This is a genomic window from Streptomyces sp. SID8374 (assembly GCF_009865135.1).
Classification (GTDB): domain Bacteria; phylum Actinomycetota; class Actinomycetes; order Streptomycetales; family Streptomycetaceae; genus Streptomyces.
The window spans coordinates 2193563-2207479 of record NZ_WWGH01000001.1; the positions used below are offsets into that span (position 1 = coordinate 2193563).

Sequence of the window (13917 nt, forward strand, 5' to 3'; positions counted from 1 at the left end):
CCATGTACCTGTCTCGTCTCCGTCAACTCTCCACAAAGCCCTGTCATTTACGACAGGCTGAGCGGTCATCCGGTACCGAATTCCGGACTCTCTCTTTCAATTAACAGGGATGCTGATGACCAAGGAATCCCCCAGCTCCATATCCGGGACGAGACGCGCCGCACGCATCGCGGCCGCTGCCGGCCTGGCTGCCGCCCTCGCGGCCGCCGGCGCCGCGCCGGTGTTCGCCGTCGACGACCCGGCACCGGCACCCGTCAAACCGGCCGCCACGAGCGACCGGGGCGACAAGCTCGGCACGGCTGACGCCGAAGTTCTGGCCAAGGCCGAGGCCAAGGGCGAGAAGAACATCACGATGATGATCGCCACCACCCCGGGGGCGACCGAGCAGGTCACCGAGCAGCTGGACGCCGTCAAGGGGTCCGTGCTCGGCCAGACCTACGACAAGCTCGGCTACGTCCGGGCGACGGTGCCGACCAGCACCGCCGAGGCCACCATCGAGGCGGCGTCCAAGCTCAAGTCCGTGCTCGGCATCGATCTCAAGCAGGAGATCAAGCTGGACGACCCGACGCCCTCGGGCGACCGGGCCGCCGGGGCCAAGCAGGTCAAGGCCACGGGCAGCTACCCGGCGCCGGGCAAGAAGACCCCGGCCGCCAACCCGTACAACCCGTCCTTCGAGACGGGTGCGGTCGAGTTCGTCGAGAAGAACCCGAAGGCCGACGGCCGCGGGATCACCATCGGGATCCTGGACTCCGGTGTCGACCTCGGCCACCCGGCGCTGGCGAAGACCACCACCGGCGAGCGCAAGATCGTCGACTGGGTCACCGCGACCGACCCGGTCAACGACGGCGACGGCACCTGGCTGCGGATGTCCGAGACCGTCACCGGTCCGACGTTCACCGCCGGCGGCCAGACCTACTCGGCGCCCGCGGGCAGCTACCGGTTCGCCCGGTTCGCCGAGGCGGCCACCACCGGTGGCGACATGGCGGGCGACCTCAACCGCGACGGTGACACCACCGATGTCTGGGGCGTGCTCTACGACCCGGTCACCGGCACCGTCCGGGTCGACCTGAACAACAACGCCAACTTCTCCGACGACGCGGTGCTCAAGCCGTACAAGGACAAGTTCCAGGTCGCCTACTTCGGTGAGGACGACCCGCGCACCGAGATCGTCGAGCGCATCCCGTTCGTCGTCGAGACCCGTAAGAACGTGGTCTACAACTCGGCGGGCGCCAGGGCCGACTACGTCAACATCGGTGTCATCGAGGGCTCGCACGGCACGCACGTCGCGGGCATCACCGCGGCCAACGGCCTGTTCGGCGGCAAGATGAACGGTGCGGCGCCCGGCGCCAAGATCGTCTCCTCGCGCGCCTGCACCTGGTCCGGCGGCTGCACCAACATCGCGCTGACCGAGGGCATGATCGACCTCGTCGTCAACCGCGGCGTCGACATCGTCAACATGTCGATCGGCGGCCTGCCGCCGCTGAACGACGGCAACAACGCCCGCGCCGAGCTCTACAAGCGCCTCATCGACATCTACGGCGTCCAGCTCGTCATCTCGGCCGGCAACAGCGGCCCGGGCCTCAACACCATCGGTGACCCGGCCCTGGCCGACCACGTCATCTCGGTGGGCGCGTCGATCTCCAAGGAGACGTGGGCCGCGAACTACGGCTCCAACGTCACCAAGAAGTACGACCTGCTCCCCTTCTCCTCGCGCGGTCCGCGTGAGGACGGCGGCTTCACGCCGACCATCTCGGCTCCGGGTGCGGCCATCAACACCACCCAGACCTGGGCCGCGGGCGGTCCGGTCAAGGAGGCGGGCTACGCCCTGCCGGCCGGCTACTCGATGCTCCAGGGCACCTCGATGGCCTCGCCGCAGGCCGCCGGTGCCGCCGCCCTGCTGCTCTCCGCCGCGAAGCAGAAGGACCTGGAGCTGCCCCCGGCCGACCTGCGGGTCGCGCTGACCAGCTCGGCGAGCCACATCAAGGACGTGCCCGCGCACGCCCAGGGCTCCGGTCTGATCGACATCGTCGCCGCCTGGAAGCTCATCACCAAGAAGGGCAACCCGGCGCACGAGTACAAGGTGAAGGCCCCGGTCGACACCGCGATCGACTTCGCGCTCAAGGACCCGGGCTTCGGCACCGGCCTCTACGACCGTGAGGGCGGCCTCAAGGTCGGCGAGACGAAGGTCTACGAGATCACCGTCACCCGCACCACGGGCCCGGACCGCAACGTCCAGCACAAGCTGTCGTTGAAGAACAACGACGGCACGTTCAAGCTGAGCAGCCCCGAGTACGTCTCGCTGCCGCTGGACGTCCCGGTGAAGCTCAAGGTCACGGCGAAGGCCAAGACCGCAGGCGTGCACAGCGCCATCCTGGAGCTGGACGACAGCAAGACCATCGGCATCGACCACCAGGTCTTGTCCACGGTCGTCGTCGCCAACGAGCTGAACCACCCCGGTTACGCGTTCAAGTCGTCGAGTTCGGTGCAGCGCAACAGCACCACCTCGTACTTCGTCAACGTGCCGGAGGGCGCCAAGACCCTTGAGGTCGCCCTCAGCGCGCTCCGCTCGGGCAGCCAGACCCGGTTCATCGCCCTGCACCCGTACGGGACGCCGGTCGACCCGACCTCCACGGTCAACTGCTACCCGAACTACGAGAACCCGGCCAACACCTGCCGCCCGGACGTGCGCTCCTACAAGGACCCGTACCCCGGCGTGTGGGAGATCGAGGTCGAGTCGCGCCGTACGTCGCCGCTGCTGGACAACCCGTTCAAGCTGGACGTCTCGCTGCTCGGCGCCACCTTCGACCCGGCGGTGCAGACCATCGCCGAGGCGAAGATCGGCGCCCCGGCCGCGGTGAACTGGAAGGTCACCAACGGCGCCGCGGCTCTTGAGGGCAAGCTCAAGGGCGGCTCGCTGGGCTCGGCCAAGGTCGACAAGCCGTCGATCTCCACGGGCCAGACCCGCCAGACCACGGTCACCATCGGTGCGGGCGTCGAGAGGCTGGACTTCGCCATCGGCGGTACGTCGGACGCCAACGCCGACCTCGACCTGTACGTCTTCCGGGGCGCCACCCAGGTCGGCAGCGGCACCACCGCCGGCTCGGAGGAGAAGGTCAGCCTGGCCAACCCGGCCGCCGGTACGTACACGGTGATCGTCGAGGGCTACTCGGTTCCGTCCGGGTCGACCACGTACGACTACCGCGACGTGTACTACTCGGCCTCGCTCGGCACCCTGAAGGTCGACGCGTCGAAGACCTACAACCTCGCGAACGGCGCCTCGGCGCAGGTCGGCGCCGAGGTCGTGGTCGCCGGTGCGGCTCCCGAGGGGCGTCAGTTCTTCGGTGAGGTCCAGCTGGTCAACGCGCGCGGCACCGCCGCGGGCACCGGCAGCGTCGTGATCGAGAAGGTCACTCCGTAACGGCTCCACCGGTCAGACAGCGGGGCGGGCGCTCTCCACGAGCACCCGCCCCGCTGTACGTGTTCATGGTCACACCCCGCCGAGGGGAACCGCAGATGTTCCCCTTGGCACACACGGCCGATGCGGAATCTGCGGCCCTCGCGCGATGAGTCCGCAGGTCGGACAATGGATTGGACAAGCCGGGCCCGGTCATACGCATCATGGAGCGGCCAAACGGGCCGCGCACACGTTCAGCGCACGCACAGCTCGCGTACAGACACGTACAGAGGAGTCCCAGTGAAGGTCGGAATCGTCGGCGCCACCGGTCAGGTCGGCACAGTCATGCTCAGGATCCTGGCCGAGCGGGACTTCCCGGTCGACGAGCTGCGGCTGTTCGCCTCCGCCCGGTCCGCGGGCTCCACGATCGACTTCAAGGGCTCCGCCGTCACCGTCGAGGACGCCTCCACGGCCGACTACACCGGTCTGGACATCGTGCTGTTCTCCGCCGGCGGCGCGACCTCGAAGGCGCTGGCCGAGAAGGTCGCCGCCCAGGGCGCCGTGGTGATCGACAACTCCTCCGCCTGGCGCAAGGACCCCGAGGTCCCCCTCGTCGTCTCCGAGGTCAACCCGCACGCGGCCCGGATCCGCCCCAAGGGGATCATCGCCAACCCGAACTGCACCACGATGGCCGCGATGCCCGTGCTGCGCCCGCTGCACGCCGAGGCCGGTCTCGAAGCGCTGACCGTCGCCACCTACCAGGCCGTCTCCGGCTCCGGGGTGGCCGGCGTCGCCGAGCTGCACGGCCAGGCCTCCAAGGTCGTCGCCGACGCCGAGAAGCTGGTCCACGACGGCGCGGCCGTGGACTTCCCCGAGCCGGGCGTCTACAAGCGGCCCATCGCGTTCAACGTGCTGCCGCTGGCGGGCTCCATCGTGGACGACGGTTCGTTCGAGACGGACGAGGAGCAGAAGCTCCGCAACGAGTCCCGCAAGATCCTGGAGATCCCGGAACTGAAGGTCTCCGGCACCTGCGTCCGGGTCCCGGTCTTCTCCGGCCACTCGCTCCAGATCAACGCCCGCTTCGCCCGCCCGATCGGTGTGGAGCGCGCCTACGAGCTGCTGAAGGACGCCGAGGGCGTGGAGCTCTCGGAGATCCCGACCCCGCTCCAGGCGGCGGGCAAGGACGCCTCCTACGTGGGCCGCATCCGGGTCGACGAGACCGTGGACAACGGCCTCGCGCTCTTCGTCTCCAACGACAACCTCCGCAAGGGCGCGGCGCTGAACGCCGTGCAGATCGCGGAGCTGGTGGCGGCCGAGCTGAAGGGCTGACGCGCGACCCTTTATGCGTACGCGCGTCGTACGGGCGTGATTCTTTGCGCGTACGGAAACGGCGGTCCTTTTACGCGTACGGAAAGGGGCGGTCACCGGTGGTTCTCCGGTGGCCGCCCCTTTCGCGTACCCCTCTCAGGGCCTCCGCACCTCGAAGTGGAGGCACCCGTACTCCACCGCCCGTACGTGCACCAGCGCCACCTCCGGGTCCGCGAACGCCTCGTCGAAGGCCGCGTCGAAGCCCTTCTCCGCCTCGGCGGGGATCTCCAGGAGCCGTCCGCCGACGATGTGCCCGCGCGCGTCGTAGCGGCGGACCGTGCGGAGTGCGCCGGGGCGCGAGAACGGATAGCCCGGGCGCTCCGGGTCCGGGCCCGCGCACTCCTCGGCGTGGATGAAGACGGGTCCCTGCTCGTCGTAGGCCCCCGGGGCCGCCCCGGTCGCGGCCGCCCAGCGGCGCAGCGGGGCGTAGGAGACCAGGGCGATGCGCTCCCCCGGCTCGCTGCCGCGCAGGCAGCAGCGCAAGGGGGAGCCGCTGTCCGTCTCCGTGTACGGGACGCAGGGGCGGCCCGCGTCGTCGGTCGCGCGGAGTTCGGCGAGGGCGGCGGGAGGGATGGGGCGGGCCTCGTATCGGGTGACGGGGCGGTGCTCGTCCCCGGTGCTGGGGCGGGGTTCGTGTGCGGTCATGGTCCGAGCGTCTCCCCCGGAGCCGTCCGCGTCCGGCGGAAAACGGACATCGCGCTGAGAGCGCGGCACGTGGAAGGATGACGGAAACGCCGCATATCAAGTCGCACACCTAGGAGATGACCGCGTGCCTGGCACGAATCTGACCCGCGAAGAGGCACAGGAGCGGGCGCGCCTGCTGACCGTGGACGCGTACGAGATCGATCTCGACCTCTCCGGAGCGCAGGAGGGCGGCACCTACCGGTCCGTGACCACCGTGCGCTTCGACTCCGCGGAGGCCGGTGCCCAGACCTTCATCGACCTGGTCGCCCCGGCCGTCCACGAGGCCGTGCTCAACGGTGAGGCGCTGGACGTCGCCGCCGTGTTCCGCGACTCGCGGATCGCCCTGGCCGGGCTGCGCGAAGGCGCCAACGAGCTGAAGGTCGTCGCGGACTGCGCGTACACCAACACCGGTGAGGGCCTGCACCGGTTCGTCGACCCGGTCGACGAGCAGGCCTACCTCTACACCCAGTTCGAGGTGCCGGACGCCCGCCGCGTCTTCGCCTCGTTCGAGCAGCCGGACCTGAAGGCCACGTTCCAGTTCACCGTGAAGGCCCCTTCCGGCTGGACGGTCATCTCGAACTCGCCGACGCCCGAGCCCAAGGACGACGTCTGGACGTTCGAGCCGACGCCGCGCATCTCCACGTACATCACGGCCCTCATCGTCGGCCCGTACCACTCGGTGCACAGCAGCTACGAGAAGGACGGCCAGTCCGTCCCGCTCGGCATCTACTGCCGCCCCTCGCTCGCCGAGTACCTGGACGCGGAGGACATCTTCGCCGTCACCCGGCAGGGCTTCGCGTGGTTCCAGGAGAAGTTCGACTACGCGTACCCGTTCGCCAAGTACGACCAGCTCTTCGTGCCGGAGTTCAACGCGGGCGCGATGGAGAACGCGGGCGCGGTCACCATCCGCGACCAGTACGTCTTCCGCTCCAAGGTGACGGACGCGGCGTACGAGGTGCGGGCCGAGACGATCCTGCACGAGCTGGCCCACATGTGGTTCGGCGACCTCGTGACGATGGAGTGGTGGAACGACCTCTGGCTGAACGAGTCGTTCGCCACCTACACCTCGATCGCCTGCCAGGCGGACGCCGAGGGCTCCAAGTGGCCGCACTCCTGGACCACGTTCGCCAACTCCATGAAGACCTGGGCGTACCGGCAGGACCAGCTGCCCTCCACGCACCCGATCATGGCGGACATCCGGGACCTGGACGACGTCCTCGTCAACTTCGACGGGATCACGTACGCCAAGGGCGCCTCGGTGCTCAAGCAGCTCGTCGCGTACGTCGGCAAGGACGCGTTCTTCCAGGGCGTGCAGGCGTACTTCAAGGCGCACGCCTTCGGCAACACCCGCCTCTCCGACCTGCTCGGCGCGCTGGAGAAGACCTCCGGCCGTGACCTGAAGACCTGGTCGAAGGCGTGGCTGGAGACGGCCGGGATCAACATCCTGCGCCCGGAGATCGAGACCGACGAGAACGGCCACGTCACCTCCTTCACCGTCCTCCAGGAGGCCCCGGCGCTGCCCGCCGGAGCCAAGGGCGAGCCGACGCTGCGCCCGCACCGGATCGCGGTCGGCTGCTACGACCTGGACGCGGACGGCAAGCTCGTCCGGACGAACCGGATCGAGCTGGACGTCGACGGCGAGCGCACCACCGTGCCGTTCCCGGAGAACACCGCCCGCCCGGCGGTCATCCTGCTCAACGACGACGACCTCTCGTACGCGAAGGTCCGCCTGGACGAGGAGTCGCTGCGCGTCGTCACCGAGCACCTGGGCGACTTCACCGAGTCGCTGCCGCGCGCCCTGTGCTGGGCCTCCGCCTGGGACATGACCCGCGACGGCGAGCTGGCGACCCGCGACTACCTCTCGCTGGTGCTGTCGGGCATCGGCAAGGAGTCGGACATCGGCGTCGTCCAGTCGCTGCACCGGCAGCTGAAGCTGGCCCTGGACCTGTACGCGGCGCCGGAGACCCGTGAGGCCGCGCTCAACCAGTGGACCGACGCGACACTGGCGCACCTGCGGGCGGCGGAGCCGGGCAGCGACCACCAGCTGGCGTGGGCCCGCGCGTTCGCGGCGACGGCCCGCAACCCGCAGCAGCTGGACCTGCTCCAGTCGCTGCTGGACGGTACGGAGTCCATCGAGGGCCTGACCGTCGACACCGAGCTGCGCTGGACGTTCGTGCAGCGGCTGGCGGCCGTCGGGCTGCTGGACGAGGAGGAGATCGCCGCCGAGTACGAGCGCGACAGGACGGCGGCGGGCGAGCGCCACGCGGCCGTGGCCCGGGCGGCGCAGCCCTCGGAGGAGGCCAAGGCGCAGGCGTGGGCCTCGGTCGTGGAGTCCGACAAGCTGCCCAACGCGCTCCAGGAAGCGGTCATCAGCGGCTTCGTCCAGTCGGACCAGCGCGAGCTGCTGGCCCCGTACACCGAGAAGTTCTTCGCCGCGGTGAAGGACGTCTGGGACTCGCGCAGCCACGAGATGGCCCAGCAGATCGCGGTCGGCCTCTTCCCGGCCTTCCAGGTCTCCCAGGAGACGCTGGACGCCACCGACGCGTGGCTGGCCTCGGCCGAGCCGAGCGCGGCCCTGCGCCGGCTGATGTCGGAGTCGCGGTCGGGCGTGGAGCGCGCCCTGAAGGCCCAGGCGGCGGACGCGGCGGCGGCCACCGCGTAGTCCGTACGGTGCTTCTGGGGGCGCCCTCTCCGCTGCGGCGGCGGGGGCGCCCCGTGCGTTACGGCGGCGGCGCCAGTACGAGGGGCCAGTCCTCGCCCGAGCGGACCAGCGCCACGGCCGCCTCGGCCGGGGTCCCGGCGGGCGCGACCAGGACGAGGGTGGCCTCCGAGGCCCGGGCGTACGCGGCGGGGTCGACCCGCGCCGTCACGCGCAGCAGCCGCAGGGCCGCCGGGTCGGCGAGGGAGCGGGCGGGGAACGGCCCGGCGTCCTCGACCAGGGCGGGGTACGCGACGATGTCGACGGTCAGCAGCCCGCCGTCCAGGCGCCGTTCGGCCCAGCCGTCCGTCCGCACCAGGTGGAGGCAGTCGTCGCCCTCGTAGCCGGACGACATGAGCCGGGCCACGGCGCGTTCGTGACGGTCCGCGTCCTCCGACACGACCACGACGACGGTCACGGAGCCTGGGACCAGCCCGGTGGAGAGCAGTACCTCGGCCATCCGGCTCCCCCAGGGTGCGGCGACGGGTTCGACGCCCGCAGGCTAGCCGGTCCGCCCGGTCGCCCGCGCACGCGGTGGGTCTCCCGTGGCCCACGGCCCGAAGGGTCGTCGCGGGCCTCGGTCGTGGGCCACGGGAGGGTCTGAGCCGGCCGGCCCGTTGGAGACCGCCCGGCGGGCGGGCGCAGGAGCGCAGCCGTCCGCCGGGCGGTGGCAGGGGGCGGCTACGAGGCGGACTCCTCGTAACGGCGGGTCAGTTCGGCCGTGCCGGACTCCGTGAAGCCGCCGTGCAGCCGCATCCGGGCCACCCCGCCGTCGGGGAAGGCGTCGAGGCGGACGTGGGTGACGACGGCCTGGGCGCGCAGCACGAAGCGGTGGAGGGTGTCGGGCTGGAGGCGGGTGCGCGGGATGATCTCGAACCACTCGCCGGTGTCGCCGTTGCGGCCCTGGAGGGCGATCCAGCCGGCGGAGTTGCCCTTGAGGTAGGCGGTGTCGATCTCGACCGCGCGGACCGCGCCCTGCGCCGGGAGACGGAAGCGGACCCAGTCGTTGGTGTCGCGGACCCGGCGGCGGCGGTTCTCCCAGCCGTCGTCCATCTTGCGGGAGGTGCCCGGCAGGATGATCTGGGTGGGCGAGGAGTAGAAGCGGTCGGAGGCGTCCTCGTACGTACCGCCGTTGAGGACCGAGATCAGGTCGACGGTTCCGAGCGCGGCGATCCAGGCCGGGTCGGGGACGACCTCGCCGTGGACGCGGAGGCGGGCTATGCCGCCGTCGGGGTGCTGGCAGAGGCGCAGGTGGGTGTAGCGGCGGCCGCCGGTGATCTCGAAGGCGTTGGCCGCGTGGCCGCGTACGGGGGTGGGCGGAAGGATCTCCTCCCACTTCACGTCGTCGGCGAGCAGCTCCTCCGGGCTCGGGGCGCCCTCGACGGCGGTGGCCTGCACCGATACGCGCTGGGGGTAGTTGCCGCGGAAGTGGGCGGTGTCCACGATCAGGCCGCGCACGATGCCGGGGGCGCCGAGGCGGACGATCGCCCAGTCGTGGTCCTCGGGGGCCGGGAAGGGGTTCTCGGCGTCGGCGCCACGGCGGCGGCGGGTCTCCCAGCCGTCCATGATCTTGCCCTTGTGGCCGAAGTGCTCGGGGTCGAAGACGGCGCGCTCGCGCAGGAGGAGGTTCTCGCGCTCGGCGAAGAACTCGTCGTTGGCGGCGATCACACCGGCGCCGAGGCGGCGGTCGGCGAGGTCGACCAGCTCGGTGAAGGGGAGGTCGCCCGCCTCCCGGTAGTCGGCGTAGGGGTCGCCGCCGCCGTAGGGCGCGGCGTCATTGGCGTGGGGGTCGGTGTCGGGGTTCTGGAATGTGGTCTCGCTCGCGTCGAAGGTCATGGCCCTACCTTCACGCCGACCGACCCATCAGGTCCATCGAAAGTTTTCGCAGGTACTGTTCAGCTCAGCTGAACGATGCAGCGATCTCCGTGAGCGCCTTGAGCACCCTGGCCACCGCCGGGCCGCTCTCCGCCCCGTGCCGGACCGCCGCCACCACATGGCGGCGCGGCTGGTCCGCCTCCAGGACCCGCATCACCACGCCTTCGCGCCGCTGCTCCCGGGAGGCCATCCGGGGGACGAGCGCGATGCCCATGCCCGCCTCGACCAGGGCGAGGATCGCGGTCCAGCCGGCGGCGCTGTGGGCCTGCTCGGGGACGAAGCCCGCCGCCTCGCAGGCGGCCGTGGTGATCTCGGACCAGGGGCCCGAGCCACCGAAGATCCAGCGGTCGGCGGCCAGGTCGGCGAGGCGCAGCGCGGGTGCACCGGCCAGCGGGTGGGCGGCCGGGAGCGCCACGTCCAGCGGGTCGGCCAGCAGCGGGAAGAGCGAGAAGCGGGGGTCGCGGGCGGTCGGGGCGTGGGCGGCCAGCGAGAGCGCCAGATCCACCTCACCCGCCGTGAGCAGCTCGTACGCCTGCGCCGCCTCGGCCTCCCGTACGCGTACGTCGGGTCCCGGGCGGTCCTCGGCGCGCAGGAGCCGCACGGCCGGGACGACGAGGGCGGGCACGGCGGTGGAGAACGCACCGACCCGCACCTCGCCCGCCTCGCCGCGCAGATAGCCGGTGAGTTCGGCGTCCGCCCGCTCCAGCTGGGCGAAGACCGCCTCGGCGTGGCGCAGGACGAGGTGGGCGGCGTCCGTGAGGCGGACCCGGCGGCCCTGCGGTTCCAGAAGCTCCACGCCGAGCTGCTTGGCCAGGTTGGTGAGCTGCTGGGAGACGGCCGAGGGGGTCATCAGGAGCGCCTCGGCGGTCGCCGTCACCGTGCCCCGGTCGCGCAGGGTGCGCAGGATGCGGAGCTTCTTGACGTCCCACTCGGTCATGGCCGCAACCTACCGGGTGCCGTCCGTGCCGTCCGTGCCGTCCGGTGCGGTCCGTGTCGTCCGGCGCCGGACGTGCGGATGCGCCGCGCGGTAGCTCCTACCGGCGGCGCATCCTTCGTACGGGTGCGGGTCAGACCTGCTTCTTGGACTTGTCCAGGACCATGACCAGGGCTGTGATCACCGCGAACAGGGCGATGGGCGCGATGACGTAGAGACCGATGGTCTCCATCGCGCTGAGGCCCGGACCCGGGTCGTCACCGTCGTCGCGGGTGTACGCGAGGGCCGGGGCCGACATGAGCAGCATCATCAGCGTCGTCCCGGCCGCAACGACGCCGGCGCGCATTCCGTTCTTCTTGTCCACGGTGCCAACGTAGCGAACGGCTAGGCGGGGCGCTCGCCCGGGGGTGCCGTACGGGCCTTCGCGGGGCGCAGGACCTCCATCAGAGCGTGCAGCCGGGGCGAGGCGGCGATCTCCTCCAGGGTGACGGGGTGGCCCTCCGGATCGGCGATGGGCAGCCGCCAGTTGGGGTACTGGTCCCAGGTGCCGGGGAGGTTCTGCGGGCGGCGGTCGCCCACGGTGTCGGGGAGCCAGACGCCGGTCATCCGGGCGGGGGTGGCGAGCAGGAAGCGGTGGACCGCGCGGACGGCCGCCTCCTCGTTGCCGTCGCCCTCGGGGAGCATCCGCAGCCGGGCGAGGAGGGCCAGCCACTCCGCCGTACCGGTGACGTCCTCGGTCAGCTCCTCCTCCAGGGGGCGGGTGAGCAGGCCGAGGCGGTGGCGGAGCGTCACATGGTCGCCGGTCAGCCGGGCGGCGGTGGAGGGCAGATCGTGGGTGGTGGCGGTGGCCAGGCAGTCGCGGCGCCACTTCTCGGGGGCCAGCGGGCGGCCGTCGCCGTCCCAGTCGCGCTCGAACCAGAGCACGGAGGTGCCGAGCACCCCGCGCCTGGCGAGCGCCTCGCGGACGCCGGGCTCCACGGTGCCGAGGTCCTCGCCGACGACGACGGCACCGGCGCGGTGGGCCTCCAGGACGAGGACGGCGAGCATCGCCTCGGCGTCGTACGAGACATAGGTGCCGTCGGTGGGCGGGCGGCCCTCCGGCACCCACCAGAGCCGGAACAGGCCCATGACGTGGTCGATGCGCAGGGCGCCCGCGTGGGCCAGCAGGCCGCGCAGCAGGCCCCGGAAGGCGGCGTAACCGGTGGCGGCGAGGGCGTCGGGGCGCCAGGGCGGCAGCCCCCAGTCCTGGCCGCGCGCGTTGAAGGCGTCCGGGGGCGCGCCGACGGACATGCCGTGGGCGAAGGCGTCCCGCTGGGCCCAGGTGTCGGCGCCCGCCGGGTGCACGCCGACGGCCAGGTCGTGGACGATCCCGACCTCCATCCCGGCGTCCTCGGCGGCCCGCTGGGCGTCGGCGAGCTGGGTGGCGGTCAGCCAGGCGAGGCGGCAGTGCAGGTCGACCCGGTCCAGCAGCTCGGAGCGGGCGCGGGCGGTCCCCGGGGAGCGCGGGTCGCGCAGGGGCTCGGGCCAGCTGTGCCAGTCGGGCCCGTGCACCTCGGCGAGGGCGCACCACAGCGCGTGGTCCTCCAGCGCCTGGCCCTGCTCGGCGAGGAAGTCGCAGTAGGCGGCGCGGCGGCCGGGGGTGAGGGGCACCTCGGCGATCAGCTCCAGGGCCTGCCGCTTCAGCTCCCAGACGGCGTCCCGGTCGATCAGTGCGCCCTTGTTGAGGACGGCCTCGCTGAGCGCGGCGGCGTCCTGGTGGAGGTCCTCCAGGGTGGCCCGGTCGCGGACGTGGCCGTACTCCGGGATCGACTCGACGTGCAGGTGCACGGGGTCGGGGAAGCGGCGCGAGGAGGGGCGGTACGGGGAGGGGTCGGTGGGCTTCCCGGGAACGGCCGCGTGCAACGGGTTGACCTGGACGAACCCGGAGCCGAGGGTGCGCCCGGCCCAGGCGGCGAGGTCGGCCAGGTCGCCGAGGTCGCCCATGCCCCAGGAGCGGGCGGAGAGCAGGGAGTAGAGCTGGACCAGGAAGCCGTGGGTGCGCCCGGGCGGCTGCGGGACCCGGGCCGGGGCGGCGACCAGGGTGGCGGTGGCCTCGTGGTGGTCGGGCGTACGGACGTGGACGCGGTGGACGCCGTACGGGGGCGGGGTCCAGCCGGGCGGGGGCCCGGCCGTCTCCGGGGCGGCCTCCGCGCCCTCCGGGACCTTCCAGGACGAGGCGGCTTCCGGCACCTTCCTGGAGGTGGCGGTCTCCGGGACCTTCCAGGAGGTGGCGGGCGCGGGCGGCCCGCCCGCCGGCTCCGGCTCGACCGTGACGGTCGAGCCGGGCGGCAGCGCGGTCAGCGCGGGCGGCAGCGGCTCACCTGCCCAGACCACCACGGTGGGCGGCAGCAGGCGCGAGCGGGACTCCGCGGCGACGAGTGACCTCCGTACATCCTCCGGAGTGCCGGCGTCCACGCCCAGCGCGGCGAGCACGGCGATGACCGTGTCGTCGGGGACGGACACCGTGACATCCGGGGACGGGGAGTAGGAGGTGGCGACACCGTGCAGTGCGGCGAGCCGGGACAAGCCCATTCAGACTCCTGGGAACTCCATGCCCCCTGCGGTGCCGGGTGCGGTCGGCTCGCTGGTCAGAGGGGCGACGGCGGCGAGCGGAGGCTCGCTCGTGAGCGGGGTGGCATCGGCGAGCGGGGGCTCGCTGGTCAGCGGTGCGACATCGGCGAACGAGGATTCGCCGAGCTGGAGGGGGATATCGGCGAGCGGCGGCCCGCTGATCAGGAAGGCGACATCGGCGAGGGGAAGGCCGCTGGTGAGAGGTGCGGGATCGGCCTGGGCGGGTACCTGTTTGGAGAGGGCGGAGAGCAGAAGCTGCGCGGATGCGGGCATGGTGGCCTCCTGGCCGTGGAGAACAGGACCTTGAGGACCTACCCAGACCTCGCATGCGCAGACCTGGACGTGACCTACCCG

At 71.8% G+C, this 13917-nt stretch carries 10 protein-coding genes; 3 read left to right on the forward strand and 7 right to left on the reverse strand.

Features of this window, described 5'->3' with window-relative positions:
- The first annotated feature begins 109 nt into the window (after positions 1-109).
- Together GTY67_RS09815 and GTY67_RS09820 are read left to right on the forward strand one after the other, a co-directional pair.
- Positions 110-3418, forward strand: a complete 3309-nt coding sequence (locus tag GTY67_RS09815; protein WP_202461397.1) for a S8 family serine peptidase — start codon at positions 110-112, stop codon at positions 3416-3418.
- Positions 3419-3694: 276 nt separating this feature from the next.
- A complete protein-coding gene (locus GTY67_RS09820) occupies positions 3695-4723 on the forward strand; it encodes an aspartate-semialdehyde dehydrogenase (RefSeq protein WP_161278409.1) in 1029 nt (342 codons plus the stop codon).
- A gap of 135 nt (positions 4724-4858) precedes the next feature.
- On the opposite strand, the gene GTY67_RS09825 is transcribed toward GTY67_RS09820, so the two are convergent.
- On the reverse strand, positions 4859-5407 hold the full coding sequence (locus GTY67_RS09825) for a DUF1203 domain-containing protein (protein WP_161278410.1): 549 nt from the start codon (positions 5405-5407) through the stop codon (positions 4859-4861).
- 124 nt (positions 5408-5531) lie between these two features.
- Between GTY67_RS09825 and pepN the strand changes: the two genes are divergently transcribed.
- Complete coding sequence (gene pepN / locus GTY67_RS09830; RefSeq protein ID WP_161278411.1) at positions 5532-8108, forward strand: aminopeptidase N; 2577 nt, start codon at positions 5532-5534, stop codon at positions 8106-8108.
- Positions 8109-8166: 58 nt separating this feature from the next.
- Here the strand turns inward: pepN and GTY67_RS09835 are convergent, their stop codons facing one another.
- The 6 genes from GTY67_RS09835 to GTY67_RS09860 form a co-directional block, all read right to left on the reverse strand.
- Complete coding sequence (locus GTY67_RS09835; protein ID WP_093687146.1) at positions 8167-8604, reverse strand: hypothetical protein; 438 nt, start codon at positions 8602-8604, stop codon at positions 8167-8169.
- A 221-nt stretch (positions 8605-8825) separates the two neighbouring features.
- Positions 8826-9980 (reverse strand): allantoicase, encoded by a 1155-nt coding sequence (gene alc / locus GTY67_RS09840; protein ID WP_093687144.1) that lies wholly within the window; start codon positions 9978-9980, stop codon positions 8826-8828.
- 64 nt (positions 9981-10044) lie between these two features.
- Positions 10045-10956 (reverse strand): LysR family transcriptional regulator, encoded by a 912-nt coding sequence (locus GTY67_RS09845; RefSeq protein ID WP_093687142.1) that lies wholly within the window; start codon positions 10954-10956, stop codon positions 10045-10047.
- A gap of 130 nt (positions 10957-11086) precedes the next feature.
- Positions 11087-11317 (reverse strand): hypothetical protein, encoded by a 231-nt coding sequence (locus GTY67_RS09850; RefSeq protein WP_093687140.1) that lies wholly within the window; start codon positions 11315-11317, stop codon positions 11087-11089.
- 20 nt (positions 11318-11337) lie between these two features.
- Complete coding sequence (gene malQ, locus GTY67_RS09855) at positions 11338-13524, reverse strand: 4-alpha-glucanotransferase (RefSeq protein ID WP_161278412.1); 2187 nt, start codon at positions 13522-13524, stop codon at positions 11338-11340.
- Positions 13525-13836 carry a hypothetical protein gene (locus tag GTY67_RS09860; protein ID WP_093687136.1) on the reverse strand — a complete coding sequence of 104 codons (312 nt, stop codon included), beginning with the start codon at positions 13834-13836 and terminating at the stop codon, positions 13525-13527. It abuts the gene before it with no gap.
- Positions 13837-13917: the final 81 nt, after the last annotated feature.

Excerpts from the sequence above, each read along its gene's own strand:
- malQ (WP_161278412.1), bottom strand. The coding sequence starts at position 13,524 with ATGGGCTTGTCCCGGCTCGCCGCACTGCACGGTGTCGCCACCTCCTAC.
- GTY67_RS09815 (WP_202461397.1), top strand. The coding sequence starts at position 110 with ATGCTGATGACCAAGGAATCCCCCAGCTCCATATCCGGGACGAGACGC.
- alc (WP_093687144.1), bottom strand. The coding sequence starts at position 9,980 with ATGACCTTCGACGCGAGCGAGACCACATTCCAGAACCCCGACACCGAC.
- GTY67_RS09825 (WP_161278410.1), bottom strand. The coding sequence starts at position 5,407 with ATGACCGCACACGAACCCCGCCCCAGCACCGGGGACGAGCACCGCCCC.
- GTY67_RS09845 (WP_093687142.1), bottom strand. The coding sequence starts at position 10,956 with ATGACCGAGTGGGACGTCAAGAAGCTCCGCATCCTGCGCACCCTGCGC.
- GTY67_RS09860 (WP_093687136.1), bottom strand. The coding sequence starts at position 13,836 with ATGCCCGCATCCGCGCAGCTTCTGCTCTCCGCCCTCTCCAAACAGGTA.
- GTY67_RS09835 (WP_093687146.1), bottom strand. The coding sequence starts at position 8,604 with ATGGCCGAGGTACTGCTCTCCACCGGGCTGGTCCCAGGCTCCGTGACC.